Consider the following 25655-nt stretch of genomic DNA (forward strand, 5'->3'; position numbering starts at 1 on the left):
AGTGGTTCGGATAGCGACAGTACGAGCACCTCTGACAGCGGTTCGGATAGCGACAGTACGAGCACCTCGGACAGCGGTTCGGACAGCGACAGCACGAGTACGTCGGACAGCGGTTCGGATAGCGACAGCACGAGCACGTCTGACAGTGGCTCGGATAGCGACAGCAGCAGCACGTCGGACAGCGGCTCGGACAGCGACAGCACGAGCACGTCGGATAGTGGCTCGGATAGCGATAGCACGAGCACCTCCGACAGCGGCTCGGACAGCGACAGCACGAGCACGTCCGACAGCGGTTCGGATAGCGACAGCACCAGCACGTCGGATAGTGGCTCGGACAGCGACAGCACCAGCACCTCTGACAGTGGCTCGGACAGCGACAGCACCAGCACGTCCGACAGCGGCTCGGACAGTGACAGCACCAGTACGTCGGACAGCGGTTCGGATAGCGACAGCACCAGCACGTCTGACAGTGGCTCGGATAGCGACAGCAGCAGTACGTCCGACAGCGGTTCGGACAGTGACAGCAGCAGCACCTCCGATACCGACTCAGAGCATGAGCCTGAGTTGGGGGTCAAGCTGGACGTTGCCTTGCAAAGCCGTGATGGCAGTGGCGATATCACTCATGTAAATGGCGGTAGCCAGAATCCTGACGGTTTCGACGTCAAGGATGGCAAGATCTATGCCATCGGTCAGAATGTCCAGCTGTGGTACACGGACAGCAAGAGTGGCCGGGAAGGGCAGTCGAACTACAAGGAGTATCGCGATCTGTCGCAGCAGGAAATTGAACAGATCATCAAGAACAGCCCGCAAGGCGTGAGCCAGGACAATTTCAAGGCTTATCAGCAAGGCAATGTCCACGGTTCGACGGGCAAGAGTGATGTCTTCATCCTGCAGCCGGAGAGCAGTTATTCAACCAAGCAGGTCGACAATCAGGGCACTCAGCACAACTGGCAGCAGATGAATGCTGTCACGGGTAATGCGGGCGACAGCCATCCCGACGTGATTTTCATCCCGAGTGCATATGAGGGCAAGATCAAGCCCACGGGTGAAGTGCCGCATCCACAGAACAACCAGGTCAATCATATCGACAGCATTAACCTGACCGGTACCAATGTGCGTGGCAGCAATCAGCTGGCGGGTGTTGTCTATGGCAACGGCAAGACCGAAGGTGGGGTGCCGGCAACGCACGACTACGAGATCCGGCTCGATGCCGAAGTGCTCCATGGCAGCGATGCAGCCACAGTGTCTTCGGTCATCATCCAGGGGCTGCCTGCGGGTGCACAGATCATTGCGCCTGCAGGCGTGACGGCCGAGCATCAGGCTGACGGCAGCTGGATCATTACAGGTCCGCAGCCGGGCAATCTGCAGGCTGTGCTGGAGGTGCGCCTGCCCGCTGGCAGCAGCCCGCTGACGCACATTGATGCCAAGGCCTATGCGGCCGATCCTGCTTCCAGCAAGCAGGTTGAAAGTGACACGAAGTCTGCCACGTTGCAAGCGGGCACGGATGGTGGTCATGATGGTGACGGTGGGCAGTCGGGAGGGGCGGATCATGCAGGCAGTACGGGGCATGATTCCGATACCGCCGGTAGTGATGCGGGCAATCATGGCGGCAGCGATGCGGGCCAGCCCGGTTCGTCCGAGCCACAACCTCAGCCTGAGCCGACACCCATCACGCCGCCTGAGGATCAGCCCAATCTTGTCCGCAATGGCGATTTCGCTGAATACAGCAATCCCTACTATGCCGGCGATGGCTGGGCGAACTGGAGCCGTACGGGTTCTGGATTTACCTGGGAAACGGTTGGCAAGCCCTACGCGGGTTCCGGCGTCAATGCCTCCCAGGGTGTCTCATCCATCAGTCAGGACGTTGCGGGTGTGAAGAGTGGCTCTGTCCTTGCGATCAATGTGGGCTGGGTGGATGTCCAGCGCGCTGGCGCAGGGGCTGGGGGCGTGTCGCTGGTCATCAAGATCGGTGGCGTGGACTATGCCGTGTTGAGCAGCGCAGCACAGGCGGCCGGAACGCATGACACGGGACTGTTGACGATCGAGGCCTTGCATGGTGCTGCGGTCAGCAAGGGTACGCTGGATGCCGTCAAGACCTTGACCAATGACTGGTGGGTCGATCCAAGTCTGCCTGGCAATGCCGATGGTTTCACGCAGATCCTGATTCGCCTGCCCGACGACATGCCTGATCATGACAGTGCCAGGCTGACACTGGAGTGGAGCGTGAGCGGTAACTACAACCAGGCCGACAGTATTTTCGTGACGGGGCTGCAGTTGGTGGCTCCTGCCGAGATGAGGATGGCAGCAGCCGAATCGGGTGATGAGCATGCCTCTCTTGCGGCATTGTGGGCACCTGATGAGGATGCCGATACGCATCACGAGCAGGATACTGCTGTGTCACATGCACGTACTGTCAACGGCGGTGAGGGCGATGATGTGCTCTACGGCAGTGTCGACGATGACATTCTGACGGGAGGCGACGGTGATGACACGTTCGTCTGGACGTTGAATGATGTCGGGTCCCATGAGCGTCCTTCGGTGGATGTGATTACCGATTTCGGCAAGTCCGGTACAGATACGCTCGATGTACGCGGTCTGCTGTCCGAAGGATTGCAGGACGGCAACGTAGAGGATTACCTGAGCGTGCTGGAAGGTGACAGGGGGCAGACCGTGATCGAAATCAGCAGCAAGGGCAAGGAGTTTGGCGTCGATCAGCGGATTGAACTGCAGAACGTGGATTATGACGCCAAGATGGCACAGGATATCGCTGCTTCGCTGAAGGAAGACGGCACGCTCAAATCCTCGGACTACTGATCGTGCTGAATGCCTTGGGGGCCAAGGGGCCCGGATATCGCATTCCAAGCGACTATCGGGCTCGTCAGGTTACCCTGCTGTTCGGTTTCCTGGCGTTGGCATCAGTCCTCTGGCATCAGCAGGCACCGCTGGCGCACTGGGTCCTGCCAGTTCTGTTTTGTTTGGGCTGGCCGTATTTGGCCCGTGAACTTGCCGAGCAGGCGCTGTCGCCCAAGGCGGCCCAGCGGCGTAATGTCCTGGTAGACCTGTTCATGGGCGGCGTCATGGTTGCGATTATGCGCTTTGACATGCTGCCTTCGATGCTGGCAATCCTGCTGGGTGGGTTGAACGCATGGCGCCACGGTGGCTGGCAACTGGCAGCGCGCGGCCTGTTGCTTCAGGGATCTGGTGTACTGCTGAGCGTATTGTCCTATGGCTTCATGTGGTCGCCGCATAGCAGCCTGCTGACTATTTTGCTGTGCGCGCCGCTGATCATGTTGCATCCCTTGCTGATCGGTCGCTCTCTCGACAAGGTGGTTGCTCGGTTGCGCCGCCAGCGCAGAGAGCATGAACGCAGGCTGCGCCACGACCCGGAATCCGGGCTGTTTGTGCGGCGCTACTGGGAGAGTCGGGCACAGAGTGCTTTGTCGCGTTGTCGCCAGGGCGATGCTGCCTCATTGATTTGCCTGGCGTTCGATCCGGTGGCCGGCAGCGGTGAAGATGTCGCGTTGCAGCCCAGGGACATGCTTTTTCCCGCGTTGGGAGAGTGCTTGCAGCGTGTGTTGAGAGAGGGTGATATCGTCGGACGGTTGGATGATTCGACGGTGGGTGTGGTGTTGCCAGGTGCCAGCCAAGCCCAGGCGCGGCTGGCCGTGTTGCGAATCAGGCAGGCGGTGCAGGACACCCCGCAATTGCAAGCTCTGGGTGTGACGCTGTGTTTTGGCGTGGCAGGGTACAGGATCGAGTGGTTGGCGCTGGCCGATTGGGTCAGGCAGGCCAGCCAGGCATTGTTCAGGGCTCGCCAGGTCGGCCGGGACTGCATGGCGGTCGCGGGCGAAACTGCGGTGGAGTCTGTAGGCCGGGCAGCAGACCTTGAGGCGCTGCATGCGCGTCAGCCGCAACTCATGGAAAAGCTTTTCGAGGGGCTCGAACAGTCGGGATGTGGTCTGGGCCTGTTCGATCCTGATGATCGACTGGTCTTGTCCAATGCACTGTTCCGCGAGTGGTTCAGCGTACAGGCCGATACCAAGACCTTTGCCGACATGATGCGCTATTGTTTTCATCACGAGTGTGGCCCGGCACTTGGCAGTACGCAGGATATCGATGCCTGGTTACAAGTGGTTGATCACATGCGGCGCAGTGAGTTCTGTCGCCATTTCATGGTGGATATGGTGGATGGTGGCTGTCTCAGTGCGCTGGAAACTTCATTTGGCGATGGCTGGGTCCTGCTGGTCCTGAACCGAGCTGACGTGACCGAGAGTCGGGACGCTTAGGCACGGCACAGTCCGGAAGGACGCAGAGAATGAAAAAAGTGCTGGATCCCGTTCTGGAATCCAGCACTTTCTACATGGCGGGTTCAACAGCAGCCGATGCGTCCCTTGCCGCCATAGCGCGCTTCCTGTCGCTCCCGAAAAAAAGCTTCGTAGCTCATCGGCTCCTGGTCGGGATGTGTCTTGCGCATGTGCGCTACATAGTTTTCATAGTCAGGGAGGCCTACCATGAGCCGCAATGTGCGGCCCAGGTAGCGCCCTGCGCCACCTGTGGCGGCAAGGGCGTTGCCTGCCACGCCGCTGAAAAACAGTCGGCGGGTCATGGTCAGTGTCCTGCAGGCGCCAGGGCTTCGTCGGGCAGGCGCTCGTAGGGGGTTTCAGCCGTATGTGGCTGGCTGTCGCGACGGGCGATCAGCACCGAACGGATGCCGAATACCAGGATACTCAGCACCACGAAAATGAACAGGCCGCACAGCGTGGCGTTGACGTAGTCGTTGAAGATCACACGCTGCATCTCGGCCAGTGACTTGGCGGGAGCCAGGACGATGCCGTCGGCCACCGACTTGGCGTATACCTCGGCGCGGGACAGGAAGCCGACCTTCGGGTTGGCGTCGAACATCTTCTGCCAGCCCGCCGTGAGTGTGCAGATCAGCAGCCAGATGGTGGGTACGATGGTGACCCAGGCATAGCGGTCCTGCTTCATCTTGAACAGCACGACCGTACCCAGGATCAGTGCCACGGCGGCCAGCATCTGGTTGGCGATACCGAACAGCGGCCATAGGGTATTGATGCCACCCAGGGGATCGACCACGCCTTGATACAGGAAATAGCCCCAGGCGGCCACGCAGAGTGCCGTGGCCAGCAAGTTGGCGGGCAGCGACTCGGTACGGCGCAGCGAAGGCGCAAAGGTGCCCAGCAGATCCTGCAGCATGAAGCGTCCGGCACGAGTGCCGGCATCAACGGCCGTCAGGATGAAGAGTGCCTCGAACAGGATGGCAAAGTGGTACCAGAAGGCCATCATGCCATCGCCGCCGAATACCTGGTGCAGGATGTAGGCCATGCCCACGGCCAGCGTCGGGGCACCACCGGCACGGGAGATGATGGTGCTTTCGCCCACGTCATGCGCCATCTGTGTCAGTTGATCGGGCGTGACCATGAAGCCCCAGCTTGAAACAACCTGGGCTGCCTGCTCGGGTGTTGTGCCGATGAGGGCTGCGGGGCTGTTCATGGCGTAGTAGATACCCGGCTCAATGACGCAGGCGGCGACCAGCGCCATGATGGCGACGAAGGATTCCATCAGCATGCCGCCGTAGCCGATATAGCGGGCCTGGGTTTCGTTTTCGATCAGCTTGGGCGTGGTGCCGGAGGAGATTAGAGCATGAAAGCCCGAGACCGCACCGCAGGCAATGGTAATGAAGAGGAACGGGAACAGGTTGCCGGACCAGACCGGGCCGGTACCGTCTACGAATTTGGTCAGCGCCGGCATTTTCAGCTCGGGCGCAACGTACAGGATACCGATTGCCAGACCGACGATGGTGCCGATCTTGAGGAAAGTGGACAGGTAGTCACGCGGTGCCAGCAGCAGCCAGACGGGCAGTACGGCAGCAATGAAGCCGTAGATGATGAGCGCCCAGGTGAGTTGCTTGCCATCCAGATCGAACATCGGGCCCCAGGTCGGGTGTGCTGCGACATCCTGGCCGAATACGATGGCGGCCATCAGCAGCACGATGCCGAGGATGGAGATTTCGCCGATGCGCCCGGGCCGGATGTAGCGCAGGTATACGCCCATGAAAATGGCGATGGGGATGGTGGCGACCACGGTGAAGGTGCCCCAGGGAGAATGGGTCAGCGCCTTGACCACGATCATCGCCAGTACTGCCAGGATGATCACCATGATCATGAAGGCACCGAACAGCGCGATCACGCCTGGTACCTGACCAAGTTCGGCCTTGATCAGGTCGCCCAGCGAGCGGCCATCCCGGCGTGTGGAGATGAACAGCACGATGAAATCCTGCACCGCACCCGCCAGTACCACACCGGCCAGCAGCCAGAGCATGCCGGGCAGGTAGCCCATCTGCGCAGCCAGTACCGGGCCGACCAGGGGGCCGGCTCCGGCAATGGCGGCGAAGTGGTGACCAAACAGCACGTGTTTGTTGGTCGGTACGTAGTCCAGACCATCGTTGTGCTTCCATGCCGGCGTCATGCGCGTGGGATCGAGCTTGAAGACCTTGTTGGCGATGAAGCGGCTGTAATAGCGATAGGCGATCAGGTAGACGCAGACTGCGGCGACCACGATCCAGAGAGCGTTGATGGTTTCGCCGCGTCCGAGCGCGACGGTGCCGAGCGCAAAAGCGCCGAGCAGGGCAATGCCCAGCCAGATGATATGGCTGGACCAGCCCCTGTTTTCCAGGGTATGCATGTGTATCTCCTCGATTCCTCCGCGTGGTGCGCGGACTATCGGCTATTATTTCGGTTGCCTGCCCGGGCTCACAAGCGTGCTATTACGCAATTTTTCTACGTATTAATACACAGGCCATACATCGTGCTCTCATGAGACTCCGCCTGAAAATCCTGCTGCTGGCGATTCTGCCTGTGCTGGTTGCGCTGGCGGCGACGACTTGGAGCATGGCACGGCAGGGTATGGCATTGGCCCGCGAACAGCAGACCATCGTCGAGCAGGCCTGGTTGTCGAGCAAGGAAAGCGAGCTGCAGCACTACGTCCGGCTGGCCTACAGCGTGATCGAGCCGCTGGCCCGGCGCGATGATGAGCAGGCCAGGATACAGGCGCTGGATTTGCTGGCGCGAATGGATTTCGGTCCCGACGGCTATTTCTTCGTCTATGACGAACAGGGTGTCAACCTGATGCATCCTCGCCAGCCGGAGCTGGTTGGGCAGAATCTATTCGATTTTCAGGATGACAGCGGCCAGAAGCCCATTCGGCTGCTGCTTGAAGTTGCCCGTGAAGGAGGGCGCAACGGCAAGCCCGTGCGTTATCTCTGGCCCAAGCCGTCGGCTGGCGGCCAGGTGGCCGAGAAACTGGGATTTGTGGCGTCGCTCGAGGCATGGGGCTGGATGTTCGGCACAGGGATCTATCTCGATGATGTCGAGGTGGCCCTGGCGCAGGTCGATGCCACAGCTCAGGACAGCATCCATGCCATGCAGCGACAGGCCATTGCGATTGCCTGTCTGGCGATCCTGCTGGTGACCGGTTGCGCGCTGGCGCTCAATATCAGTGACCACCGTCATGCCGATGCGCGGTTGCGGCAACTGGCGCGCAAGGTCGTCTATTCTCAGGAAGAAGAGCGAGCACGCCTGTCCAGGGAGTTGCATGACGGACTGAGCCAGATGCTGGTGTCGGTCAAGCTGATGGTCGAGACGGCCCAGGATAGCCTGGCACGGCATCAGCAGGTCTGCCTGGCACCCGGGCACAGCCTGGATGAGCCGTTGGCACGCGCCTTGGAACGGTTGCACCAGTCTCTGGCCGAACTGCGCAGGATGTCCCACAATCTGCGGCCGGCACTGCTGGATGATCTGGGGTTGCCTGCGGCCTTGCGTCACCTGGCGGCAGAGTGTTCCCCAGAGGGGGAAAACCCTGCCGCGCTCCAGGTAAATGTGTCAGAATCAGGTCAGGCCGTGCCGTTGCCTGAGGCTTATGCCACGACGCTGTTTCGCGTTGCCCAGGAAGGGCTGACCAACATCGTTCGCCATGCCCGTGCGACCCGGGCGTCGCTGATCCTGCGCTATGCCCCCGATGGCGTCGAACTGGTTATCCAGGACAATGGCACCGGCTTCTGTGGTGGGGCGTCAGAGAGTGAGGGAGGAATTGGCTTGCGTAACATGCGGGAACGTGTCGAGATGTTGGGAGGCCGATTGCGGCTGGACGATGCGCAAGCGCATGGTGCGTTGTTGCGTGCATGGTTGCCCCTACCGGCCCGCAGTCCTGATTTCTCCAGTACGGTGAGCGCATGATCGAAACTGCTGTCGTACATTTGCTGCTGGTGGATGACCATGCGCTGGTCCGCGATGGGCTGCGGCTGCGTCTGGGAGCGGAACCCGGGCTGGAAATCATGGGCGAGGCCGAGAGTACTGCCAGCGCGTTGTCATGGTTGCGGGTACGCGAGCACCAGGGGTTGCCGCTGCCGGATTTGATCCTGACCGATCTCAGCATGCTGGGCTCCGATGGGCTTGCGCTCATCGGTCAGGTGCACGAGCAATGGCCACAGATCGCCTGCATGGTGCTGTCCATGCATGACCATGTCGAATACATCACCCAGGCATTGCGGGCCGGGGCGCGTGGCTATCTGGTCAAGGATGGCCCTGCACACGAGATTGCCGTAGCAGTCACGGCGGTCATGTCGGGGCAGACCTGGTTCAGTGCCCGTATCATGGCGCGCCTGGCCCAGGCCGGGACTTCTGTGGCACTGCTGACCCAGCGCGAGCGGGATGTGCTGCGCCAGATCGGCGACGGTTTGTCCAGCAAGCAGATTGCTCAGAAACTGTATGTGTCGGTGCGGACCATCGAGACGCATCGCTGCAATATTCGGCGCAAGCTGGCACTCGATGGGCAGGCAGAACTGGTCAAGTACGCTGTCGAGCATCGGGACCTCTTCGAAGGGGGAGGAACCGTGCCATGATGCTGCGCCCTGGCCGGGCGCGCGGGTATGTCCTGCTGGCGTGTGCCGGGCTGCTGGTGGTGCTGTCGGGACTGGTCTGGTCGTTCGACTATGACCGGGCGAGAGTGTTGCAGCTTGCGCAGTCGCGTTATGGTGCCCTCGCCGTGCAGGCCGTCGAGGCGTGGTTCGATCTGATGGAGCGTGGGCCGGCGGCATCCGAGCCGGATACGCTGAGGATGGTCAATGATTTCTGGAATTCGCGGGTGCAGGGATCGACCGACCAGGCAGTCTGGGGCCAGGAGGATTACTGGGCGACGCCGCTGGAGAGCCTGGGCAAGCGTGCGGGAGATTGCGAGGATTATGTTATCGGCAAATACTTTTCCCTGATCAGGCTTGGCGTGGCCCCCGAGAAACTCCGGTTCGTCTATGTGCGTGCTCGTATCGGCGGCATTGGTAGCCAGGAAAGTATTGCGCACATGGTGCTGGGCTATTACCCGACACCCAATGCCGAACCGCTGGTGCTCGACAATCTGGTGGGCACCATTCTGCCAGCCGGCCAGCGGCGCGATCTCACGCCTGTGTTCAGTTTCAACGCGCAGGGCATCTATGCGGGCGGGCAGACGACATCGGTTGACCGGATCAGCCGCTGGCGCGACCTGCTGACGCGGATGCAACAGGAAGGATTCCAGCCGTAAGGCTCGATTGATAATAAAGGCGTACCCATGTCTCTGCTCAGACAATTGCTTCTCAGCGTTACCCTGGCCATGATCTGCATTCTGGCGGGGACCCTGGCTTTCAGCATCGGTTCGGCGCGCGGCTATCTCAACGAACAGTTGAGTGCGCAGGGCGAGAATGCCGCTGCCACACTGGCGCTGGTGCTGTCGCAGTCCACCAATCAGGACCCCGTGACGCGAGAACTGATCATGATGGCGCTGTTCGATACGGCTCAGTTCAGTGAAGTCCGCTTTTCGGACACGGATGGCAAGGTCATTTTCGAACGCAAGCTTGGACAGGACGGAGAGTCGGCCTCGACGGCACCTGACTGGTTCAATCGCCTGTTGCCGCTGACGACAGGTGCGGCCCAGCGCGGTGTGGCCGATGGTTGGACCCAGGTCGGCGTGGTCAGCCTGACGCCACATGATGGCTATGCCCGCGAGGCATTGTGGCGCAGTTCGGTGCGCATTCTGGTGTTGGTGTTGGTGGCCGGGGCGGCATGGGCGTTGTTTGCGGTCTGGATGATTCGCTGGCTCAAGCGGGCGCTGGTCAAGGAGGTCATGAATCCGGTGCAATCGGTCGGCATGGACGATACGCTTGAAGAGCGGCAGGCACCGCCTGTCATGGCTGAGCTGGCGTCGGTGTCGCAGGCGATCCATGCCATGCGTGAGCGGGTCCGTACTACGGCCCAGGAGCAACATGCCCAGATCGAGCAGCTGCAGCTGGAACTGCATACCGATGCCGTGACCGGCTTGGCGACACGCCGCTATTTCGTCAATGAGTTGCGCCGCCTGCTGCAGCTTGGTGGCACTGCAGATGAATCGGTGCAGCAGGACGTTACCGGCCATGCGCTGGTCTTCCGGCTGCGTGATCTGGCTGCCATCAACCAGCAGATGACCCGCGTGCAGACAGACGAGTGGCTGCGCTCGGTGGCGCAGGCGCTGGCTGCGCAAGTTCGTGAAAACGGCGTGAAAGGGGCCATCCTGGCCCGGCTGAATGGTTCCGACCTGGCGCTGTTGTTGCCGGGCGTCTCGGCCCTGGAGGCCAATCGCCAGGCACAGCGTTTGCTGCAGGTGTTGACCCGCCTGCGCGTGACGCTCGATAGCGGCAGGCAATGCCGCTGGTCGCTGGCGCTCACTGACTATGTGCAGGGTGAAGATGTGGCGGCTGTCATGGGACGCCTGGATCAGGCGCTGATGCGAGCAGAAAATGCCGGTCATGGCGAAATCGAATATCTCTCAGGGCAGCATCAGGGAGGGGCGGCCTCTACCGGTGAGGGGCATTGGCGGCAATTGCTGGAAACGGCGCTGTCACGTGACCAGTTGCTGCTGTCGTTGCAGCGGTGGTGCGACGAGCCGGCCAGCGGGGCCGTAGCGGATGTCGTGCGCTGCGAAGCGACGTTGGGTCTGCTGACGCAGCAGAACGAGGTGTTGTCCGCGTATATGTTCATGCCGGCAGCCGTGCGCGTGGGCCTGTCTGCAGAATGCGATCTGCGGGCACTGGCGCTGGCTTTGTCGTGGCTGGAGGTCGACGGCCGCGAACTGGTCCTGAAGGTATCGCTTGCATCGCTGGCGCAGGTAGATTTCCGTGATCGGGCCATGGCGTTGCTGGCACGCCATGAGCGATCGGCCCGGCATCTGTTCATCGAGCTGGATGCCTTTGCCCTGTCTGCCCAGGGGCAGCGTGACTATGGCGTGGATGTCCAGCAGTTCTGCGCAGGGCTTGCCCAGGCCGGTGTGAGATTCGGCCTGCGCCGCCTGACGCAACAACTCGATGCCTTGCGCTATCTCGACAGCCTGGCGCTGGCCTACGTCAAGCTGGGCAGCGACTTTGTCGATGATCTGCCGCACCATGTCGGTGCGCAGGCCATTCTGGGGGCCATCATGCAAACCATGATTGCGATGCAGGCGCAGGCCGTTGCGGATGGCTCGGTCACGGCCGAGGCGGCAGAGCAGTTGCGCGAGGCAGGCGTACGCATTGTCACACTACAGTCAGAGGCTGAAACCGTGAGTGCCTTGCCTGCTTAGTGCAATCCTGGGGACGAATGGTACAAACCACCTGTTCTCTTGCCCGATTGGGTAATGGATGGCCGTTCCCAGCCGGCAGGATTCATTCAGTATGCATTTCTGATGCCACGGAATGATGGGACAGGCTATCATTGCCGCCGTTGTTTGGCAGGGACAGAAAACTGACAGGCATATTGATGGTCGTAATATTCTTGCCACTGAGTCTATTGCACAGCTCGACGACCAGTTGGCGAACCCATTCCCGGTTCTCCTCGTCAAGGCTTTGCAACGATCGTGCAATATCCGCGATCTGATCGCTCTGGCGAGGGGAACAGGTGCCGAGCAGGTCAACCAGTGGAACATTCAGCAGGTCTGCCAGGCGCAACAGGCGTGGCAACGGCGGCAAGGTGGCACCGCGCTCGAAGCGGGAGATGGTTTCCTGTTCGACCGAAAGATGTTCGGCCAATTGCTCCTGCGTGAGTCCTTTTGCCCTGCGATGATTGGCCAAAGTTAATCCGAGCTTGTTTGCGAAAGTTTTGATAGGCATGCTTTTCATACTCATGTGCTACAGATTTGGTCGTGTCACCACGACAGATAATGTGCTGGTTTGAGAATTTATGTAACGACATGGTTTGAGGTGTTTCCACACAAAAAGCGGACTGCCGGGAGGGCTGCCAAAGCCGTTGTTACGATGGAAAATTTCGGTCATGCCTGTCTGCGGGGCTCAGAATTAGAGCCGATCCAAGGTTTTGATAACCTTTCGGACGTGCGTGCGGGTGTTGGAAAAAGACAGGTCTGTCGCGCGCGGACACCCTGCTTGTTGCTTTCTCTAAGCCATCCGTGCTAACATAAGAGACTTGCCATTTTTGGCAGGTGCTTTTGTATTTGCAGTATTCAAATCATCAAGGCTGCCTTTGGGTTTGCCTTGTAATTCGCCCCAACCAATCGTAGTTGGGATTAAAGGGTACAACCCAGGGTCCAACCCCGGAGAAAATAATGTCGAAACCGACGTCCACGCCTGCCGCTCATCGGCTGGGGCTGCTGGGGCGCAAGGTTGGCATGACCCGCATCTTTACCGAACAGGGTGAATCTGTTCCGGTGACGGTGCTGGACGTGTCCAACAATCGCGTCGCTCAGGTCAAAACGCCCGAAGTCGATGGCTACGCTGCCGTGCAGGTTGCATACGGTACGCGTCGCGCCACTCGCGTGACCAAGCCGCAAGCTGGCCATTACGCCAAAGCTGGCGTAGAAGCTGGCTCCATCCTCAAAGAATTCCGCCTCGATCCCGCCAAGGCAGCCGAACTGGCTCCCGGCGCTGTCCTGGCCGTTGAAAGCGTGTTCGCCGAAGGCCAGAAGGTCGACGTCACGGGCACCACCATCGGTAAGGGCTTCGCTGGCGTGATCAAGCGTCACAACTTCAGCTCGCAACGTGCCTCGCACGGTAACTCGCGTTCCCACCGTGCTCCCGGTTCGACCGGTATGGCACAGGATCCGGGTCGTGTGTTCCCCGGCAAGCGCATGGCAGGTCACATGGGTGACGTGACGCGCACGGCGCAAAATCTGGACATCGTCCGGGTCGATGCCGAGCGTGGTCTGCTGCTGGTCAAGGGTGCGGTCCCCGGTCACGTGGGTTCCGACATCGTTGTCCGCCCGGCAATCAAACACGTTGGCAAGGGGGCTTAAGCCATGGATATCAAGCTCCTGAACGATCAGGGTAATGCAGGCACCATCAGCGTGCCCGACACGATCTTCGGTCGCGAATTCAACGAAGCGCTGGTTCACCAGATCGTCGTGGCCTATCAGGCCAACGCACGCAGCGGTGATCGCGCCCAGCTGAGCCGCGCCGTGGTCAAGCACAGCACCAAGAAGCCCTGGCGCCAAAAGGGTACGGGTCGTGCTCGTGCCGGTATGACGTCCTCGCCTCTGTGGCGTGGGGGTGGTCGTGCATTCCCGAACTCGCCCGACGAGAACTTCAGCCAGAAGGTCAACAAGAAGATGTTCCGCGCTGGCATCCGCTCGATTCTGTCGCAGCTGGCCCGCGAAGACCGTATCTCGGTCGTCGAAACCTTCTCGATCGATGCGCCCAAGACCAAGCTGGCTCAGGACAAGCTGAAAAGCCTCGGTCTGCAGCCCGGTCCTCGCGAAGGCGTGCTGATCATCACCGATACGGTCGATGAAAACGTCTATCTGGCGACGCGCAACCTGGCCCATGTGGCCGTGATCGAGCCTCGCTACGCCGATCCTCTGTCGCTGGTTCACTATGCCAAGGTGCTGATCACCAAGGCTGCCATCGCTCAACTTGAGGAGATCCTGGGATGAGCAACGATCGTCTGTGGCAAGTCATTCTGGCCCCGATCGTGACCGAAAAGGCCACGTTCGTCGCCGAAAAATATCAGCAGGTCGCGTTCCGTGTCGTATCGGACGCCGCCAAGCCTGAAATCAAGGCTGCCGTCGAACTGCTCTTCAAGGTGCAGGTCGAGTCCGTGCAGGTTCTGAATCGCAAGGGCAAAGTCAAGCGCTTTGGCCGTTTCGTGGGTCGTCGCCGCAATGAGCGCAAGGCTTACGTCACGCTCAAGGAAGGCCAGGAAATCGACTTTGCGGAGGTGAACTAAATGGCTCTGGTCAAAGTCAAGCCTACCTCGGCAGGTCGCCGTGGCATGGTCAAGGTAGTGAGCCCGGACCTCTACAAAGGACGCCCGGTCGATGCCCTGATCGAAAAGCAGAAGCGTGGTTCCGGCCGTAACAACAACGGTCACATCACGATTCGCCATCGTGGGGGCGGTCACCGCCAGCACTATCGTCTGGTCGACTTCCGTCGCAACAAGGATGGTATCCCGGCACGCGTCGAGCGTCTCGAATACGATCCCAACCGTACTGCGCACCTGGCCCTGCTGGTGTACGCCGACGGCGAGCGTCGCTACATCATCGCCCCGCGTGGCCTCGAAGTCGGTGCCACCCTGGTGTCCGGCAGCGAAGCGCCGATCCGTGCAGGCAACACGCTGCCGATCCGCAACATTCCGGTTGGTAGCACGATTCACTGCATCGAGATGCAACCCGGCAAGGGTGCTCAGTTGGCCCGTTCGGCTGGTGCCTCGGCAGTGCTGATGGCCCGTGAAGGTACCTACGCTCAAGTCCGCCTGCGCTCCGGCGAAGTCCGCCGTGTGCACATCGAATGCCGTGCCACCATTGGTGAAGTCGGTAACGAAGAGCACAGCCTGCGCAAGATCGGCAAGGCCGGTGCTGTGCGCTGGCGCGGTATCCGCCCGACGGTGCGTGGTGTGGCCATGAACCCGGTCGATCACCCGCACGGTGGTGGTGAGGGTCGTACTGGCGAAGCTCGCGAGCCGGTCAGCCCGTGGGGTACTCCGGCGAAGGGCTTCAAGACCCGTCGCAACAAGCGGACAGACAACATGATCGTCCAATCACGGCGCAAGCGTAAGTAAGAGGCCAAGACTATGTCACGTTCTATCAAGAAAGGCCCGTTCGTCGATGCCCACCTGGTCAAGAAGGTGGACACGGCTGTCACGGGTAAAGACAAGAGGCCGATCAAAACCTGGTCGCGCCGTTCCACCATCCTGCCCGAATTCATCGGGCTGACCATCGCTGTGCACAATGGCCGCCAGCATGTTCCCGTTTACATCAACGAGAACATGGTCGGTCACAAGCTCGGTGAGTTCGCACTGACCCGTACGTTCAAGGGTCACGCTGCGGACAAGAAGGCCAAGAGGTAAGCCATGGAAACCACAGCCATTATCCGTGGTGTGCATATTTCGGCCCAGAAAGCCCGTCTGGTTGCGGATCTGATCCGCGGCAAGTCGGTCGAACAGGCCCTGAATATCCTCACCTTCACGCCCAAGAAAGCCGCTGGCATCCTGAAGAAGGCCGTCGAGTCGGCCATCGCCAATGCCGAGCACAACGACGGCGCCGATATCGACGAACTGCGTGTGACCACCATTTACGTGGACAAGGCAGAATCGATGAAGCGTTTCTCCGCTCGCGCCAAAGGCCGCGGCAACCGTATCGAAAAGCAGACTTGCCACATTGTGGTCAAAGTCGGCGCTTAAGGAGCCACGATGGGACAGAAAATTCACCCGATTGGGTTCCGTCTTGCGGTTACCCGCAATTGGGGTTCGCGCTGGTTCGCAGATGACAAGACGTTCAGCGAAACGCTGGCCGCCGACATCCGCGTCCGTGAGTACCTCAAGAAGAAACTGAAGAATGCTTCGGTCAGCCGCGTCGTCATCGAGCGTCCTGCCAAGAATGCACGCATCACTATTTTCTCGGCACGTCCGGGCGTGGTGATCGGCAAGCGTGGCGAAGACATCGAAACCCTCAAGGCCGATCTGCAGACTCTGATGGGCGTGCCCGTGCACGTCAACATCGAAGAAGTCCGCAAGCCTGAGACCGATGCTCAACTGGTCGCCGATTCGATCTCGCAACAGCTCGAAAAGCGGATCATGTTCCGCCGTGCCATGAAGCGCGCCATGCAAAATGCAATGCGCATGGGTGCCCAGGGCATCAAGATCATGAGCTCGGGCCGTCTCAATGGTATCGAAATTGCACGTACCGAATGGTACCGCGAAGGCCGTGTGCCCCTGCACACCCTGCGCGCCAATATCGATTACGCGACGTCCGAGGCGCATACGACCTACGGGATTATCGGTATCAAGGTCTGGATCTACAAGGGCGAGATCCTGGCCAACGGCCAACTGCCGCCCGAAGCCGCACCGCGTGAAGAAGAGCGCCGTCCGCGCCGCGCGCCCCGTGGCGATCGTCGTGATCGTCCCGCAGGCGAGCGTACCGGCCGCGGCGGTCGTGGTGCACCGCGCAAGAGCGAGGCTGCTGCCGCGCCTGCTGAAGGAGAATAAGCATGCTGCAACCAGCACGCAGAAAGTATCGTAAAGAGCAGAAGGGCCGTAACACCGGCGTCGCCACTCGTGGCGCGCATGTGTCGTTCGGCGAGTTCGGTTTGAAGGCCATCGGTCGTGGCCGCCTGACCGCTCGTCAGATCGAAGCTGCCCGTCGTGCCATCAACCGCCGCATCAAGCGCGGTGGCCGCATCTGGATCCGTGTTTTCCCGGACAAACCCATCTCGCAAAAGCCTGCCGAAGTCCGTATGGGTAACGGTAAGGGCAACCCCGAGTATTGGGTCGCTGAAATCCAGCCGGGCAAGGTGCTGTACGAGATGGAAGGTGTGAGCGAAGAACTCGCCCGCGAAGCCTTCCGTCTGGCTGCAGCCAAGCTGCCCATCGCCACCACGTTCGTTACCCGCCAGGTTGGCGTGTAATTGCGGACCAGAGGAATATTGACATGAAAGCACAAGACCTCCGTTCCAAAGACGTGGCCGAACTGAACAAGGAGCTCGAAGAGCTGCTGAAGGCCCAGTTCAGCCTGCGTATGCAACGTGCTACCCAACAGCTGACCAACACCAGCCAGATTCGGCAGGTTCGCCGCGACATCGCGCGCGTCCGCACCGTGCTGAACCAGAAGGCAGGGAGCTAAACATGAGTCAAACTCAAACCACTCCGGTTGCCGAGCAGCCCGCCAAGCGCCAGCGCACGCTGGTTGGTCAGGTTGTCAGCAACAAGATGGACAAGACGGTCGTCGTTCGCGTCGAGCGTCGCGTCAAACACCCGCTGCTGGGCAAGATCGTGGTGCGCTCGAACAAGTACAAGGCGCATGACGAAACCAACCAGTACAACGAAGGTGATACGGTCGAGATTGCCGAAGGCCGTCCGATCTCGCGTTCCAAGTCCTGGACGGTAACCCGTCTGGTCGAGGCTGCGCGCATCATCTGATCGCGACTGACAGGTTCGCCTTTCTCTGAAAGGCGTCCTGCCCGGTGATCATTCCAAGGCACTTGCTTCCGGCAAGTGCCTTTTTTGTGCGAATTGTCTGAGCATATCGCCTGGCAGTGACTTGCTGAAATACCAGCCTTGTATGCCCATGTCGTGTGCACTGGCTGTGCGCAGTGCCTGTATCTGTTCGGTGGTTTCGACGCCTTCCACGACTACTTGCAATTGCAGACCGTGGCAGAGGTTCAGGATGCCGGACAGGACCTGCATGCCTTTGTCAGTATCGCTGGACAGGATGAAGCTGCGGTCAAGCTTGACGACATCGATGTCGTAACGATAAAGGTGGCTCAGGGCGGCATAGCCTGTTCCAAAATCATCAATATAGATCCGGGCGCCAATATCGTGCAGGCGACGGAAGGCATGGTGCAGGGCATGTTCATCGCCAATCAGCGTTTCTTCCGTCAACTCGACCGATATCATGCCCTCAGCGCGCGACAGGATGCTGGCGAGGTGTTCCAGCGCCGCTGGATCGAGAAGGGTTGCGCCTGAGACGTTGATGCTGATCGGCAGCGTGAATCCTGCAGCGCGCCATTGGTGATACTGCTGCAAGGCTTGTCTGGCCACCCAGAGATCGACTTCGGTCATCTGACTGGCTTCATGCAGGGATTGCAGAAAGCGAGCCGGTGACAGGATGCTACCATCAGGCGTACGGATGCGCAGCAACGCCTCGCAGCCGGTGCATAGGCGACTGTGCAATGTGACCTGCGGCTGAAATTCCAGATAGAACTCGGCATGACTGAGTGCCCGCATGTCACGCATGGCGGCATCTTTGTTCTGCTGGCGTAAAATTGCCTGGCTGACGGGTTCGCGGGTGAGCAACTGCGAGACTTCCTGCAGGCGTGTAAACGTGATATCCATGGATTTGATATGGACAGACTGTCCCAGATGCCGGCGTTGCTCCATGCGGCGGATGAACGGGGCATAGCAGATTGCGCTCAACACGATCAGGAAACACTGGAATACAGCACCGGACCAGCTGCTTCCGCTGAGGGCATAGGCATTGAAAAGCACGGGCGTGCTGAACGGGAGCTGCATGGGCATCAGCGTCAACCAGCCCATTTCGAGCGCCCCCAGTGTGCAGACCATGGCTGCCATCGGTGCCAGGATAAAAGGAGCCAGCAGCCAGGGATTGAGTATGAGCGGAACGCCGAAGAGCAGGATTTCGTTGATGTTGATGAAGGCTGTGGGCAGGCTGAGCAGCGCCAGCAGGCGCAGTGCCTTCTGGGATGAACAAAGCAGAATGGCAAGAATCAAGCCCAGAGTCGCACCGCTGCCACCTGTGTAGACAAATGTGAACAGCATGGCGCGGCTGATTGGGTAGTGGTGCTGGCCATTGTGCAGTGCCGGCAAGTGATCCAGCATATCCAGTATGGGCTGCAGCAGGTAATTGCCATGGATACCGAAAAACCAGGCAATCGAATTGATGAGCACCAAAACAGGGCCAAGCACAACGGCGGGCATGTCGGCCAGCCAGCTTTGCAGGCCGGCAGGATCCAGTATCCGCAAGGGTGCCAGTGCTGCAGCTACAAGCAGCAACAGGATCAGTCCGGTTACAGCACCGGGGAGGATCAGGTTGAGTGTTTCGCGTACAGCACTGCTGGCGATACCGCGTGGTGCCAGCTTGAGCCATCGAATGTTATGCAGCCGGGCAATCAATGGCACGCAGAGCAAGGGGGTCAGTATCGCGACCAGGAACGACAGTGTCTGGGCCAGACGTGGTGTTGCGGCCAGCAGGCTATCGATCGGCAACAGGTAAGACAGGCAAAGGAATGCAGTTGGCAGTGGTGGCAGGCGATACAGCGTGGCCAGAATATAGCCGATGGAAATGCTTGCGATCCAGGGCAGGATATCGCGCAGCATCCAGTAAATGGACGAAAGGGTATTGCTCCATTGGACGGGCAGACCCGCCATGCGGCTGATCTGCGACAGGAGCAGGAAAAGTGTCGAGATCAGTAAAAAGGGCAGCGTCCACAGCAAGCCTTCGCGTATCGCGACCATCGGTCGTGCGGTAGCCACTTTGGGCAACCAGGCCCGTGGTGCGTGAAATAGTGCTAGAACAGACATGCCTGATCCTGACAATCGGTTTCGGTGAAATATATCCGATTGTTATCAGCCCTGCGATGGCTCGTCGCGATTGTGCATGCATCGGTTTTGCGTCTGCTCAACCTCACGCAAAATACCGATGCATCTTGTTTCAGAGGGGCTTGAGTGTCATCAGCGTCTGTCCTGCAGCCATGGCCTGTCCGGCTTCGGCCAGCAGGCTGTCGACGATGCAGTCATCGTCGACGGTCAGGCTGTGTTCCATTTTCATTGCTTCGATGACGGCGACGGTATCGCCGCCTTGCAGGATCTGGCCGCTGCTGACGGACACTTTCAGGAGCGTGCCGGCCATGGGGGCTGTCACGGCAAGTCCGTGCTGCAGGGCTGCGTCTGCCGGTTGCGCCAGCAACAGAGCATGCTCGGCAGGGCGCAGTGCCAAAAAGCGTCGCACGCTGCCGTGCTGCCAGAGTGCGCAGACTGGCCCGAGGGCATCGCCCGCTTCGTCTTCGACCTGAACCACGAAGGTGTGCTCACCCAGGTGTCCCTTCAGTCGACGTCCCTGTGCTTCGACGATGACACTCAAGGCCTGGGCGGGGCCTGAGTCGATGGACACCTGCCAGCCATCGGCAGCAGCGCTGTGCTGTAGGGCGATCCGATGTATTTGTTCAGGCTGTTCCGCAGCGCAGATGCAGTAGTGTTCGGCAGTTTGTCCGAATGTCCCTGGATCGGCGGCCAGCGCATAGTCTCGCTGGAACTGGCTCCATGCTGCCAGACAGGCCAGCAAGGACTCGTCGGCGGCGATGGCTCCGCCTGCAGGCAGGGCATCCGGATAATGGCGCGCCATGAACCCGGTATCGAATTGGCCAGAGACGAAATCGCGATGTTGCAATAAAGTAGATTGCAGCGGGATATTGGCCTGTACGCCACGGATCACAAACTCATCCAGTGCTTGCAGCATGCGTGCAATGGCGCTGTTCCTGTCTGGAGCATGGACGATCAGCTTGGCGATCATCGGATCGTAGTGAACCGAGATTTCCGCTCCGGGCTCGATACCGGTATCCACCCGTACTCCGTTGACCTGTTCGGGCGGTACGTAATGTGTAATGCGGCCATTCGAGGGCAGGTTGTTCCGAAAAGGATCTTCGGCATTGATGCGACATTCGATGGCCCAGCCGTCCATGCGTATATCTGCCTGACCGAATGGCAGCGCCTCACCGGCGGCAGTCCGAATCATCCATTCCACGAGATCCAGGCCGGTGATGGCCTCTGTGACAGGGTGCTCGACCTGCAGGCGGGTGTTCATCTCCAGGAAATAGAACGACTGGTCGCTGCCCACCACGAACTCCACGGTGCCGGCAGTGCGATAGCCGACTGCTCGAGCCAGGGCCGCAGCCTGCTCGCCCATGGCGCGCCGTGTGTCGGGGGACAGAAAGCTGCTGGGGGCTTCTTCAATCAGTTTCTGGTGGCGCCGCTGCAGGGAGCATTCGCGCTCCCACAGGTAGAGGGCCTGGCCGTGCTCATCCGCCAGTACCTGAATTTCGATATGGCGTGGCTGCTCGATGAATTTCTCGATAAAGATACGGTCATCGCCAAAGCTGCGCATGGCTTCGCTCTGGCAGGCCAGGAAACCGGCATGGGCCTGCTGGTCATCGTGAGCAACCCGCAGTCCCTTGCCCCCGCCGCCGGCAGAAGCCTTGATCATGACGGGGTAGCCGATGCCGCGTGCGATGTCCACGGCCTGCTCCGGGCTTTCCACGAGTCCGTCATGGCCGGGAATGGTACTGACACCTGCGCGTTGCGCCAGTTGCTTGGAGGCGATCTTGTCGCCCATCGAGGCAATGGCCTCGGGGCGTGGGCCGATGAAGGCAATGCCGGCTTCTTCCAGACGGCGTGCAAAATCGGCACGCTCCGACAGAAAGCCATAACCCGGATGGACGGCATCGGCACCAGTCTGACGGCAGGCGTCGATAAGGGCGTCGATATTCAGGTAGGATTCGCGCGAGGGGGGCGGGCCGATGCGGACGGCTTCGTCCGCCATGTGGACATGCAGCGCACGGCGGTCGGCATCGGAATAGACAGCCACTGTGGCAATGCCCATGCGGCGGGCGGTACGGATCACGCGGCAGGCGATTTCCCCACGGTTGGCGATCAGGATTTTCTTGAACATATCAGGCCTGCAGCAAGTCGAGGGCGGTGTGTACGGCCAGGGGGCAGTCGGCCGGGGCGGTCAGCAGATGGTATGGGCCTGTCTGCTGCGCAGTGGGGTGTGCATCGGCAAACGTACCGCTGGCCTGAGTACCGGCACCCAGCCATTCGATGCGGATATGGCGGGGCGTGGCCGGTGTCAGTCCCATGGACAGTGCGCCGGTACCCAGCGCCAGGCGTGGCACGATGCTGATGCGGGGCGTTTCCAGTGTCTGCCAGGCATCGAGTACGCGCAGCCATGTCGCCAGCAGGTCGGCGTCGGTGTCCGGCAAGGCGGGCAGCAGCCCGCCTGTGTCGATCAGGCTGAGGACAGGCAGCTTGCGGATACGACACAGTTGCAGAAACCGCTCGATCCTGCGCAGTTCGGCCAGCCCCAGGTGGCCGGCGTGTTGCCGGGGCTGATTCGATACGATACCGACGGTGCGGCCCTGCAGACGGGCAATGCCGGTTGCCACGGCCAGATCGTCGTCATCGTGCCATGCCAGCAGGCTGCCGGCATCAATCAGCGTGTCGATGAGTTCGCGGCAGTCAAAGGCGTTGCGGGTGTCCGGCAACAGCGTTGCCAGGGCCTGGGCCGGCTTGGCTGCACTGGCAGGGCCCAGGCTTTGCGGGCTGGAGAGCAGTGGCAGGGCGAGGCGCACATGTCGCAATGCTTCCAATGTGCTGCGGCAGGATCGTGTGGCCAGGCCGCTCTGGTGGCGCAGTGCGGCAGCACCCCCCAGGGCATCGGCGTCGAATACCAGAGCGCGGGCCTGCAGCACGGCATTCGGGCCATGCAGCGCCAGGCTGCCGGTTGGCCTGGCAACCAGCGTCAGGTCGGCCAGTGCAGCCAGTGCGGCAAGGGGGCCGGTCTGCTGCGTCAGCACGATGGACAGATAGGGGGCCAGGCTGCGTGCAGTCGCGAGTTGCTGCAGCAGCAATGCCTGTCGTTCGAGCAGGTGGCCGTCTTCGTCAGCGGCGGTACCGCAGGCAAAGATACCGATCAGGGGGCGCACGGCAGTGCGCGCTGTCGTCAGGAACTCGAGCAGCGCAGCATGATCCGTACTGGTGCAATCGCTGCCATGCAGGACAAAGCAGTCCAGCGGGTGGCCCAGCAGTGTGCCGCTGGCCAGCGTCAGGCCATTGCAGTGACGAGACGCCGGCAGGGTGTCGAACAAGGCCGCGAGCAGGATATCGGGTGCGAGGGGGGGATGCATGTGATCCGTACTCATGCTGCCATACCCCGCAGGTGGTAACCACGCTCGCCCAGTGCCTGCTTCAGGGCCGCTGCAGTATTGACGGCATCGGGACCATCGCCATGTACGCAGATGCTGCCAATGGGCGTCGGAATGTGCTTGCCACTGGTCGAGATCAGGGCACCGGCCTGCAGCATGGCTTCGACATGTGCCAGTGATGCCGCGGCACCGTGAATCATAGCATCGGGCCGGCTGCGCGGTACCAGTTGTCCTGCATCGGTATAGGCTCGATCGGCAAAGATTTCCTCGACGACGCGCAGGCCGGCGGCACGTCCGGCCAGGCAGAGCTGGGAACATGCCGGCGCCAGCAGGATCAGGTCCTGCCCGTAGGTACGGATGGCATGGGCAACGACGGTAGCCAGGGCCGCATCATCGCAGGCCATGTTGCTGAGCGCGCCATGTACCTTGACGTGCGTGACGCGGGTTTCCTCCGTGCGCGCCATGCCATCGAGTGCAGCGATCTGATAGAGCAGTGCGGCTTCGAGTTCGTCGGGGGCCAGGTGCATGCGGCGTCTGCCAAATCCTTGCAGGTCCGGAAATGAGGGGTGGGCACCGATTTCGACTCCGGCTGCCTTGGCGGCTCGCACTGTGCGACGCATGACGACCGGATCGCCTGCATGAAAACCGCAGGCGATATTGGCGGAATCGATGACCTGGAGCAGGGCTTCGTCCAGGCCCATGTTCCAGGCACCGAAGCTTTCGCCCAGGTCGGCATTGAGATTGATCGCGTTCTGCATGGCGGATGTCACCTGAAGGAATAATCGATATGGGCCAAGGCGTCTGTCTGGAGTGCGCCGGCGGAGGGCATTTTGCGCAGGCTGGCCTGCCAGCCCGCTGCTGCTGCGGTGCAAGCCTGCAGTGCCGCTAGCGCTTCGGAGGCATCGACATAGCGGAATGCGACCGTCGAACCGGGGGCCAGTCGTGCCAGCAGGGGCAGATCTGCCTGGATGACCGTGGCGATCTTGGCGTAGCCGCCTGTAGTCTGGGCATCGGCCAGCAGGATGATGGGCTGGCCATTGGCCGGGACCTGGATGGCACCGGGCGTGATGCCGTCAGTCACGATGTCGGCTCCTTGCTCACCATGTTTGATTTCGGGGCCTTCCAGGCGCAGCCCCATGCGGTCGGCATCACGGGAGACGGTATAGGTTTCGGTGCAGAAGCGGGTCCGGGCCTGCTCGGTGAAATGATGATCCTGGGGGCCGGCGATGACGCGCAGCGTCAACAGTGCATGTTCGTGCCGTTTTTCTGAAGGCGGCGCGGCCAGTGGCAGTGCCTGCAGGTCAGACCGAGCATCGTCTGTCGTCAGTGCAGCGCAGGGCAGGCGATGCCCCGCACGCAACGGCTCGCCGGCCAGACCACCCAGGCGTGCGCGACCATAGGTGGCACGGCTGTCCAGCACAGGTTCTGACTGGATGCCGCCACTCAGGGCCAGGTAGGCAGGCTGGCTATCGTCCAGTCGGACTTGCAACGTGTCGCCGGCATGAAGCACGATGCCACGCCAGGCGGGCAACGTACACGTCAGGCCTGTGGCTGATGTTCGCACTAGGGTGCCGGCACCCGCCAGGGCACAGCGTACCGGCCCTTGCCGGACAGCAAGTGTCGGTCCACCGCCCAGCATTTCCAGTGTGGCGGCCTGTGGTGTATTCCCTGCCAACGCGTTGGCAGCGGCCTGTCGGCTCGGATCGAGTGCGCCAGACAACGGAATGCCCAGCGCGCGGTAACCGGCCCGACCCTGATCCTGAATGCTGGCGGCCCAGGCTGGGTCAATGATTTCGAGCAGGCCGGCTGCGGCCGTGGTGGCCGGCAGGCTGCCCTGAGGGGTTGCTGCTCTGCGATCAGGGATGGACGGGCTGATGTCCGAGAGGAGGGCAGGTTTGGTCGTCGATATAGACGAGCCAGGAGTCTGTCCGTCAGGCAAGAATTCCTGAAGCGACCAGCCAGGCCGGGCATAGCGCGCTTCCAGCGTTTCATATTCCTCTGCTGCAATGGCACGCCAGCGAACCCTGTCGCCGGGCACGAGCAGCGCGGGCCGCTCCGGACGGTCGAGGCTGAACAGGGGGACGGGTGTGCGTCCCAGCAGGTGCCAGCCGCCAGGACTTTCCCAAGGGTAGGCTGCGCATTGTTCGCCAGCGACGGCGATGGAACGTGCCGGTACGGTCTTGCGGGGCGTTTTCAGGCGTGGCTGGCTGAGTACGGGCGACAGACCATCCATATAAGGGAAGCCAGGCAAAAAGCCCAGCATCCTGACGGTGAACGTGGTTTCAGTCATGAGCGCGACCACTTCGCGTGTGTCAAGGCCGCAGCTTTGCGCAAGGAAGTTGAGATCAGGCGCATGTCGCGGGTCGAAGCAGACAGGGATCAGCCATTCCTGGCCTTCCGATTCCAGGCGCGTGCCCTGGTCTGCCAGCACTTGCAGTCTGGCGATCAGCGCTTGCCGGTCTGTCGACAGCGGATCGAACCAGACCGTGACGGAGCAGAAGGCAGGTGCCCATTCCGTAATGCTGCCGAGGATGGCATCGTGTTCGCGATGGCGGGACAGCAGCTTGGCAAAGCCCAGCGCCCGCGCGCTGTTGTCGGGAGAGGCCTGACGTCCGAACACGACCGTCAGCGCGGCATCGCCCAGCGGTTCGATGGAAGGGAGGTCGGATGCGGCAGCAGATATAGTCATACGATCACTTTCTGGCGATCTGTCGGATAAAAGGTG

Annotated in this window: 24 protein-coding genes; 16 read left to right on the top strand and 8 right to left on the bottom strand. The window is 60.9% G+C overall.

Annotated elements, in window-relative coordinates; translation table 11 throughout:
* The first annotated feature begins 564 nt into the window (after window positions 1–564).
* Both DD235_RS17090 and DD235_RS13125 read left to right on the top strand, forming a co-directional pair.
* Window positions 565–2814, top strand: coding sequence for a type I secretion C-terminal target domain-containing protein (locus tag DD235_RS17090; protein WP_239990150.1), 2250 nt, complete (start codon window positions 565–567; stop codon window positions 2812–2814).
* Window positions 2815–2816: 2 nt separating this feature from the next.
* Window positions 2817–4286 carry an MASE2 domain-containing protein gene (locus DD235_RS13125; protein ID WP_109062560.1) on the top strand — a complete coding sequence of 490 codons (1470 nt, stop codon included), beginning with the start codon at window positions 2817–2819 and terminating at the stop codon, window positions 4284–4286.
* Window positions 4287–4369: 83 nt separating this feature from the next.
* On the opposite strand, the gene DD235_RS13130 is transcribed toward DD235_RS13125, so the two are convergent.
* On the bottom strand, window positions 4370–4606 hold the full coding sequence (locus tag DD235_RS13130) for a YbdD/YjiX family protein (RefSeq protein ID WP_109062561.1): 237 nt from the start codon (window positions 4604–4606) through the stop codon (window positions 4370–4372).
* A gap of 2 nt (window positions 4607–4608) precedes the next feature.
* Entirely contained in the window at window positions 4609–6702 is a 2094-nt protein-coding gene (locus DD235_RS13135; protein ID WP_109062562.1) for a carbon starvation CstA family protein, read from the bottom strand.
* A gap of 131 nt (window positions 6703–6833) precedes the next feature.
* Here DD235_RS13135 and DD235_RS13140 point away from each other — a divergent pair, with 131 nt between their 5' ends.
* The 4 genes from DD235_RS13140 to DD235_RS13155 are packed head-to-tail and all read left to right on the top strand — an operon-like array spanning window position 6834 to window position 11637.
* Complete coding sequence (locus DD235_RS13140) at window positions 6834–8252, top strand: cache domain-containing protein (RefSeq protein WP_109062563.1); 1419 nt, start codon at window positions 6834–6836, stop codon at window positions 8250–8252.
* Complete coding sequence (locus tag DD235_RS13145) at window positions 8249–8917, top strand: response regulator (protein ID WP_109062564.1); 669 nt, start codon at window positions 8249–8251, stop codon at window positions 8915–8917. Before DD235_RS13140 ends, DD235_RS13145 begins: the two co-directional genes overlap by 4 nt.
* A complete protein-coding gene (locus tag DD235_RS13150; RefSeq protein ID WP_109062747.1) occupies window positions 8917–9591 on the top strand; it encodes a transglutaminase-like cysteine peptidase in 675 nt (224 codons plus the stop codon). Before DD235_RS13145 ends, DD235_RS13150 begins: the two co-directional genes overlap by 1 nt.
* Window positions 9592–9618: 27 nt before the next feature.
* The gene (locus tag DD235_RS13155) at window positions 9619–11637 is read left to right on the top strand and encodes a bifunctional diguanylate cyclase/phosphodiesterase (RefSeq protein WP_109062565.1); all 2019 of its coding nucleotides are present in this window, start codon (window positions 9619–9621) and stop codon (window positions 11635–11637) included.
* An 82-nt stretch (window positions 11638–11719) separates the two neighbouring features.
* On the opposite strand, the gene DD235_RS13160 is transcribed toward DD235_RS13155, so the two are convergent.
* Complete coding sequence (locus DD235_RS13160) at window positions 11720–12172, bottom strand: helix-turn-helix domain-containing protein (RefSeq protein WP_239990151.1); 453 nt, start codon at window positions 12170–12172, stop codon at window positions 11720–11722.
* Between the two features lie 440 nt (window positions 12173–12612).
* Between DD235_RS13160 and rplC the strand changes: the two genes are divergently transcribed.
* The 10 genes from rplC to rpsQ are packed head-to-tail and all read left to right on the top strand — an operon-like array spanning window position 12613 to window position 17414.
* The gene (gene rplC, locus DD235_RS13165; protein ID WP_109062566.1) at window positions 12613–13299 is read left to right on the top strand and encodes a 50S ribosomal protein L3; all 687 of its coding nucleotides are present in this window, start codon (window positions 12613–12615) and stop codon (window positions 13297–13299) included.
* Window positions 13300–13302: 3 nt separating this feature from the next.
* Complete coding sequence (rplD, locus tag DD235_RS13170) at window positions 13303–13935, top strand: 50S ribosomal protein L4 (protein ID WP_109062567.1); 633 nt, start codon at window positions 13303–13305, stop codon at window positions 13933–13935.
* Window positions 13932–14228 carry a 50S ribosomal protein L23 gene (gene rplW / locus DD235_RS13175; protein WP_109062568.1) on the top strand — a complete coding sequence of 99 codons (297 nt, stop codon included), beginning with the start codon at window positions 13932–13934 and terminating at the stop codon, window positions 14226–14228. The genes rplD and rplW overlap by 4 nt, the downstream gene beginning before the upstream one ends.
* A complete protein-coding gene (gene rplB, locus DD235_RS13180) occupies window positions 14229–15059 on the top strand; it encodes a 50S ribosomal protein L2 (protein ID WP_109062569.1) in 831 nt (276 codons plus the stop codon).
* 12 nt (window positions 15060–15071) lie between these two features.
* The gene (rpsS, locus tag DD235_RS13185; protein ID WP_109062570.1) at window positions 15072–15347 is read left to right on the top strand and encodes a 30S ribosomal protein S19; all 276 of its coding nucleotides are present in this window, start codon (window positions 15072–15074) and stop codon (window positions 15345–15347) included.
* A 3-nt stretch (window positions 15348–15350) separates the two neighbouring features.
* The gene (gene rplV / locus DD235_RS13190) at window positions 15351–15680 is read left to right on the top strand and encodes a 50S ribosomal protein L22 (RefSeq protein WP_109062571.1); all 330 of its coding nucleotides are present in this window, start codon (window positions 15351–15353) and stop codon (window positions 15678–15680) included.
* Between the two features lie 9 nt (window positions 15681–15689).
* Window positions 15690–16484 carry a 30S ribosomal protein S3 gene (gene rpsC / locus DD235_RS13195; protein ID WP_109062572.1) on the top strand — a complete coding sequence of 265 codons (795 nt, stop codon included), beginning with the start codon at window positions 15690–15692 and terminating at the stop codon, window positions 16482–16484.
* Between the two features lie 2 nt (window positions 16485–16486).
* Window positions 16487–16903 (top strand): 50S ribosomal protein L16, encoded by a 417-nt coding sequence (rplP, locus tag DD235_RS13200; RefSeq protein WP_109062573.1) that lies wholly within the window; start codon window positions 16487–16489, stop codon window positions 16901–16903.
* Between the two features lie 23 nt (window positions 16904–16926).
* The gene (gene rpmC, locus DD235_RS13205; RefSeq protein ID WP_109062574.1) at window positions 16927–17118 is read left to right on the top strand and encodes a 50S ribosomal protein L29; all 192 of its coding nucleotides are present in this window, start codon (window positions 16927–16929) and stop codon (window positions 17116–17118) included.
* A gap of 2 nt (window positions 17119–17120) precedes the next feature.
* Window positions 17121–17414 carry a 30S ribosomal protein S17 gene (rpsQ, locus tag DD235_RS13210; RefSeq protein WP_109062575.1) on the top strand — a complete coding sequence of 98 codons (294 nt, stop codon included), beginning with the start codon at window positions 17121–17123 and terminating at the stop codon, window positions 17412–17414.
* 48 nt (window positions 17415–17462) lie between these two features.
* Here rpsQ and DD235_RS13215 read toward each other — a convergent pair whose 3' ends face one another.
* The 5 genes from DD235_RS13215 to DD235_RS13235 all read right to left on the bottom strand — a co-directional run bounded on the left by DD235_RS13215 (window position 17463) and on the right by DD235_RS13235 (window position 25619).
* Complete coding sequence (locus tag DD235_RS13215; protein WP_109062576.1) at window positions 17463–19535, bottom strand: EAL domain-containing protein; 2073 nt, start codon at window positions 19533–19535, stop codon at window positions 17463–17465.
* A 130-nt stretch (window positions 19536–19665) separates the two neighbouring features.
* Window positions 19666–21678, bottom strand: a complete 2013-nt coding sequence (locus DD235_RS13220; protein ID WP_109062577.1) for an acetyl/propionyl/methylcrotonyl-CoA carboxylase subunit alpha — start codon at window positions 21676–21678, stop codon at window positions 19666–19668.
* Window position 21679: 1 nt separating this feature from the next.
* The gene (locus DD235_RS13225; protein ID WP_162300500.1) at window positions 21680–22912 is read right to left on the bottom strand and encodes a carboxyl transferase domain-containing protein; all 1233 of its coding nucleotides are present in this window, start codon (window positions 22910–22912) and stop codon (window positions 21680–21682) included.
* Window positions 22913–22923: 11 nt separating this feature from the next.
* Entirely contained in the window at window positions 22924–23688 is a 765-nt protein-coding gene (locus DD235_RS13230) for a 5-oxoprolinase subunit PxpA (RefSeq protein ID WP_109062579.1), read from the bottom strand.
* An 8-nt stretch (window positions 23689–23696) separates the two neighbouring features.
* Window positions 23697–25619: a 5-oxoprolinase subunit B/C family protein gene (locus DD235_RS13235; RefSeq protein ID WP_109062580.1), complete on the bottom strand. Its 1923-nt coding sequence runs from the start codon at window positions 25617–25619 to the stop codon at window positions 23697–23699.
* Between the last annotated feature and the right edge of the window lie 36 nt (window positions 25620–25655).

The sequence above is a fragment of the Corticimicrobacter populi genome (assembly GCF_003123725.1).
Taxonomy (GTDB): Bacteria; Pseudomonadota; Gammaproteobacteria; order Burkholderiales; family Burkholderiaceae_B; genus Corticimicrobacter; species Corticimicrobacter populi.

Excerpts from the sequence above, each read along its gene's own strand:
- DD235_RS13235 (WP_109062580.1), bottom strand. The coding sequence starts at position 25,619 with ATGACTATATCTGCTGCCGCATCCGACCTCCCTTCCATCGAACCGCTG.
- DD235_RS13220 (WP_109062577.1), bottom strand. The coding sequence starts at position 21,678 with ATGTTCAAGAAAATCCTGATCGCCAACCGTGGGGAAATCGCCTGCCGC.
- rpsS (WP_109062570.1), top strand. The coding sequence starts at position 15,072 with ATGTCACGTTCTATCAAGAAAGGCCCGTTCGTCGATGCCCACCTGGTC.
- DD235_RS13150 (WP_109062747.1), top strand. The coding sequence starts at position 8,917 with ATGCTGCGCCCTGGCCGGGCGCGCGGGTATGTCCTGCTGGCGTGTGCC.
- rplC (WP_109062566.1), top strand. The coding sequence starts at position 12,613 with ATGTCGAAACCGACGTCCACGCCTGCCGCTCATCGGCTGGGGCTGCTG.
- rpsC (WP_109062572.1), top strand. The coding sequence starts at position 15,690 with ATGGGACAGAAAATTCACCCGATTGGGTTCCGTCTTGCGGTTACCCGC.
- DD235_RS13160 (WP_239990151.1), bottom strand. The coding sequence starts at position 12,172 with ATGAAAAGCATGCCTATCAAAACTTTCGCAAACAAGCTCGGATTAACT.
- rplW (WP_109062568.1), top strand. The coding sequence starts at position 13,932 with ATGAGCAACGATCGTCTGTGGCAAGTCATTCTGGCCCCGATCGTGACC.
- rplV (WP_109062571.1), top strand. The coding sequence starts at position 15,351 with ATGGAAACCACAGCCATTATCCGTGGTGTGCATATTTCGGCCCAGAAA.
- DD235_RS13215 (WP_109062576.1), bottom strand. The coding sequence starts at position 19,535 with ATGTCTGTTCTAGCACTATTTCACGCACCACGGGCCTGGTTGCCCAAA.
- rpmC (WP_109062574.1), top strand. The coding sequence starts at position 16,927 with ATGAAAGCACAAGACCTCCGTTCCAAAGACGTGGCCGAACTGAACAAG.
- DD235_RS13155 (WP_109062565.1), top strand. The coding sequence starts at position 9,619 with ATGTCTCTGCTCAGACAATTGCTTCTCAGCGTTACCCTGGCCATGATC.
- rplP (WP_109062573.1), top strand. The coding sequence starts at position 16,487 with ATGCTGCAACCAGCACGCAGAAAGTATCGTAAAGAGCAGAAGGGCCGT.
- DD235_RS13130 (WP_109062561.1), bottom strand. The coding sequence starts at position 4,606 with ATGACCCGCCGACTGTTTTTCAGCGGCGTGGCAGGCAACGCCCTTGCC.
- rplB (WP_109062569.1), top strand. The coding sequence starts at position 14,229 with ATGGCTCTGGTCAAAGTCAAGCCTACCTCGGCAGGTCGCCGTGGCATG.
- rpsQ (WP_109062575.1), top strand. The coding sequence starts at position 17,121 with ATGAGTCAAACTCAAACCACTCCGGTTGCCGAGCAGCCCGCCAAGCGC.
- rplD (WP_109062567.1), top strand. The coding sequence starts at position 13,303 with ATGGATATCAAGCTCCTGAACGATCAGGGTAATGCAGGCACCATCAGC.
- DD235_RS13140 (WP_109062563.1), top strand. The coding sequence starts at position 6,834 with ATGAGACTCCGCCTGAAAATCCTGCTGCTGGCGATTCTGCCTGTGCTG.
- DD235_RS13135 (WP_109062562.1), bottom strand. The coding sequence starts at position 6,702 with ATGCATACCCTGGAAAACAGGGGCTGGTCCAGCCATATCATCTGGCTG.
- DD235_RS13145 (WP_109062564.1), top strand. The coding sequence starts at position 8,249 with ATGATCGAAACTGCTGTCGTACATTTGCTGCTGGTGGATGACCATGCG.
- DD235_RS13225 (WP_162300500.1), bottom strand. The coding sequence starts at position 22,912 with ATGCATCCCCCCCTCGCACCCGATATCCTGCTCGCGGCCTTGTTCGAC.
- DD235_RS13230 (WP_109062579.1), bottom strand. The coding sequence starts at position 23,688 with ATGCAGAACGCGATCAATCTCAATGCCGACCTGGGCGAAAGCTTCGGT.